The organism is Bordetella sp. (assembly GCF_057362025.1).
In genome coordinates this window covers 1-3,692 of the sequence record NZ_JBMQQZ010000045.1, presented here as the reverse complement: position 1 = coordinate 3,692, position 3,692 = coordinate 1, and the positions used below count along the sequence as shown (strand labels likewise).

Genomic DNA, 3,692 nt, shown 5'->3' with positions numbered 1-3,692 from the left:
TGCATCCACCAGTGGCCCGTGCCGATGTGGTTCAGGACGACGTCGTGGATCACGCCCAGGCCGCGCGCATTGGCCGCCGCCACGTAGTTGCGGTAGTCCTCGTTGCTGCCGAAGCGCGGATCGACCTTGTAGTAATCGGTCAGCGCGTAGCCGTGATAGGAATACGCCGGCTGGTTGTTTTCCAGCAGCGGGGTGGGCCAGACCATCGTGAAGCCGAGGCCGCGGATGTAATCGAGCTGCGCCTGCATGCCCGCGAGGTCGCCGCCGTGGCGCTTGGTCGGATCGCGGCGGTCGCTGGTTTCGCGCATGCCGGCATCGTCGTTGGCCGGATTGCCGTTCGAGAAACGGTCCGGCACGATCAGGTAGATGGCGTCGCCGGAATCGAAGCCGCGCCGCTGTGCCGACCCGTTCCGGCGCGCTTCCAGGCGATAGGGGTAAGTGGTTACTATCTCCTTGCCGCGCTTGAACTGGAGCCTGAACTCACCCGGCCTGGCCTTGCCGTCGATCTTCAGGTTCACGAACAGGAAGTTCGGATTGTCCGTGCGCTCCACGCTGGCGATGCGCACGCCGGGGTAGGCAAGCGCCGGCTCCAGCTCGGCAATGCGTTCGCCATGCACCATCACCTGCAGGTCGGACCACTTCATGCCGACCCACCAGTTCATCGGTTCCACGTGCTGGATCGCGTACGGCGCGGCGCCGGCCCACATGGCGGGCAGCCAGGCCGAGATGGTCAAAATCAGTTTCTTCATCATGTCCCCAAGGTAATTTGTAGTAAAGTAACATCATAAACAAGCCGCTTCAAGCCGTTTACGCCATTAAATGTAGTTTTCCTTCTACATGCATCCTGCACGGAAATACAGTAAGCTGTACGCCCCATGCCGCAGACCATCCTTACCCCCGTCCACCACGAACTGATCATCAAGAAGAGCCGCTTCATCGCCTGCGTCCAGCCGATGCCGGACCGGGCCGGTGCGCAGAAGGTCGTGGCGGGGCTGCGGGCCGCGCACCCGGGCGCGGCGCACGTGTGCTGGGCGCTGCTGGCGGGCGGACAATCGGCCGCCGTGGACGACGGGGAGCCCAGCGGCACGGCCGGGCGCCCGATGCTGGACGTGCTGCGCCACCAGGACCTGGAAGGCGTGCTGGCGACCGTCGTGCGCTATTTCGGCGGCATCAAACTGGGCGCGGGCGGCCTCGTGCGTGCCTACACGGACAGCGTGGCCCAGGCACTGCTGGTCGCGCAAAAAATGCCGATCATCCGCCAGCGCCACCTGCGCTGCGAGGCGCCCTACCCGCTCGAAGGCCTGATCCGGCGCGAACTGGACGCGGCCGGCGCCACCCTGGACGCCGTCCAGCACGCGGACGCCGTCTCGTTCGCTTTCCACCTGGCGGACGACAAGGCCGCGGCGCTGTCCACCCGCCTGAACGAGGCGGGCAACGGGCGCATCCGCTGGATCGCGGAAAACGACGACCCGCAAGCGGACTCGGCCTGATACCGCTATCATTTCGATCTATACCGGACATCACGACTCGAAAGCGGACTCACCTGTCGTGAGCCGCCATAATGTCCGGCTCATCCTATCCCCGCAGTAAAGCGAAAAGACAATGATCAAGAAGAGCCTGGCTCCGCTGGCCCTGGGCGGTTTCGGTATCGGCATGACGGAATTCGTCATGATGGGCATCCTGCCCGACATCGCGACCGGCCTCGACATTTCCATTCCCCAGGCGGGCTACCTGATTTCGGCCTATGCGGTCGGCGTGGTCGTGGGCGCGCCGACGCTCGTCAGCATGCTGGCGCACCGCCCGCCGCGCAGCGTGCTGATCTGGTTCATGCTGATGTTCACGGCGTTCAACGCGCTGTCCGCGTTCGCGCCCAACTTCCACACGATGCTGCTGTTCCGCTTCCTGGCGGGGCTGCCGCACGGCGCGTTCTTCGGCGTCGGCGCGGTCGTCGCGACGCGCCTCGCCGACAAGGGCAAGGAAGCGGCGGCCCTCGCCAGCATGTTTTCCGGCCTGACCATCGCCAACGTGCTGGGCGTGCCGGCCGGGACCTGGCTCGGCCACAATATGAGCTGGCGCTTCGTGTTCCTGATCGTGGCCGCCATCGGCCTCGCGACGATGATCATGCTTCATAAACTGATCCCGTATTTCGAAGCCACGCCGGGCGCCGGCCTGCGCCAGGACCTGAAAATCTTCCGCAAGCCGAACCTGTGGCTGGCACTGGGCATCACGTCGATCGGCACGGGCGGCTTCTTCGCCTGGCTCAGCTATATCGCGCCGCTGCTGACGGACGTCACGCACTTCCACGCCAACACCATCCCGCTGATCATGACGGCGGTCGGCGTCGGCATGACGGTCGGCGTACACGTCGGCGGCAAGCTGGCGGACCGCGTGCCGCCGCTGACGGCCATCATCCAGCTGTTGATCTCGATGGTTGCCTTGCTGTGCCTGAACGCGCTGCTGGCGTGGTCGCAGCCGGCGATGATGCTGCTGGCGTTCGCCGTCGGCGCGAATGCGCTGGCGCTGGGGCCGCCGATCCAGATGCTCTTGATCGAGCACTCGCGCGAGGCGGAGATGCTGGGCTCGTCGCTGGGCCAGTCCGGCTTCAATATCGGCAATGCGCTGGGCGCGTTCCTCGGCGGGATTCCGCTGATCCTGGGCTATTCGTACGCGTCGCCGCAATGGGTGGCGGCGGGACTCGCGCTGTGCGGCGTCGTGCTGGCGCTCGCGATGCGGGCGCATGGGCGGCGCGCGGCGATCGCCGTGCCGGCGTAACACGCAGGCTTGCGGGCGCGTCCTTCTTGCGGCACCGGGCGCCTCGCGGCTTTTTCGGCGGGCGCAGCTACATATGCGGCAGCCACATGCCTGCCGTCGCCACGACGATACCGACGCCCATCGCCAGCGTCAGCCCGAACACGACGAACGCCATGCACCATTGCCCGGCGGCGCCGCCACGCCTGCGGCAGACCAGATAGGTTTCAAGGACGGCGAGCGGCAGCAGGAACTGCGCAAACGCGAGAAAGCTCAGGAACGGTCCGCGGAACGTGGCGGGGTCGAAACCGGCAGGCCCGCCGTTCACCGCCAGCCAGAACATCAGGCCGACACGGAAGAACCAGACGCCGCTGACGCAGAGGAACAGGCGCAACGCCCACCGGCGGTGCGCCGCGATGTCGCGCGCCAGGATGCGCCACAGGACCATCCCCGCAAACGCCACCACGAGTATGCCGTTGACGGTCGTGCCGAGGTGCTGGACGAGGTCCCCGACGGCGCCGCGCCACCAGATCATGTAGATGCCGGTCAGACCCGCCGCGACTGCCGCGGCGAGGTAGATCCTGCCGTTCCAGCGGTGGAATGCGGGCGCCCCGGTGCGTATTTGGGGCACCAGTTGCAGCGCCCCGCTCAGCATGATGATGGCCGCCCCGAATAAATGGAGGCCGGTGGCGGCGTTCCCCGCCGAATCGCCGGCCACGTGACCATGCGTCATCACCGTATTCCACTGCCCGACATTCCCCCGCACCGCCGCGCCGCCGTACAACAGGACGACATAGGCGCCAAATATCAGCTGGCCGGCCACGGTCGCCGCGAACCACAGCGTGGCCGCGGACGTCAACGCGCGCGCGGCCCATCCGTGCGTGCTGCCGGCCCGCCAGGCGGCGGGATATGCGTTACCGGTTGTCATTGATGTTCTCCATCGT

4 protein-coding genes are annotated in these 3,692 nt (G+C 66.5%); 2 read left to right on the top strand and 2 right to left on the bottom strand.

Annotated elements, in window-relative coordinates; genetic code table 11:
- Positions 1-749 (bottom strand): cyclomaltodextrinase N-terminal domain-containing protein (locus tag ACO1P8_RS09790; protein WP_486295700.1); only part of this gene is annotated, 749 nt, incomplete at its 3' end.
- Positions 750-875: 126 nt separating this feature from the next.
- Between ACO1P8_RS09790 and ACO1P8_RS09785 the strand changes: the two genes are divergently transcribed.
- Together ACO1P8_RS09785 and ACO1P8_RS09780 are read left to right on the top strand one after the other, a co-directional pair.
- Positions 876-1,490, top strand: coding sequence for an IMPACT family protein (locus ACO1P8_RS09785; RefSeq protein WP_486295699.1), 615 nt, complete (start codon positions 876-878; stop codon positions 1,488-1,490).
- A 112-nt stretch (positions 1,491-1,602) separates the two neighbouring features.
- Entirely contained in the window at positions 1,603-2,772 is a 1,170-nt protein-coding gene (locus tag ACO1P8_RS09780; RefSeq protein WP_486295698.1) for an MFS transporter, read from the top strand.
- A gap of 67 nt (positions 2,773-2,839) precedes the next feature.
- On the opposite strand, the gene ACO1P8_RS09775 is transcribed toward ACO1P8_RS09780, so the two are convergent.
- Positions 2,840-3,676, bottom strand: coding sequence for a DUF2306 domain-containing protein (locus ACO1P8_RS09775; protein WP_486295697.1), 837 nt, complete (start codon positions 3,674-3,676; stop codon positions 2,840-2,842).
- Positions 3,677-3,692 lie beyond the last annotated feature (16 nt).

Bases quoted from the DNA above. Each gene is read 5' to 3' on its own strand.
- ACO1P8_RS09785 (WP_486295699.1), top strand. From the start codon at position 876: ATGCCGCAGACCATCCTTACCCCCGTCCACCACGAACTGATCATCAAG.
- ACO1P8_RS09780 (WP_486295698.1), top strand. From the start codon at position 1,603: ATGATCAAGAAGAGCCTGGCTCCGCTGGCCCTGGGCGGTTTCGGTATC.
- ACO1P8_RS09775 (WP_486295697.1), bottom strand. From the start codon at position 3,676: ATGACAACCGGTAACGCATATCCCGCCGCCTGGCGGGCCGGCAGCACG.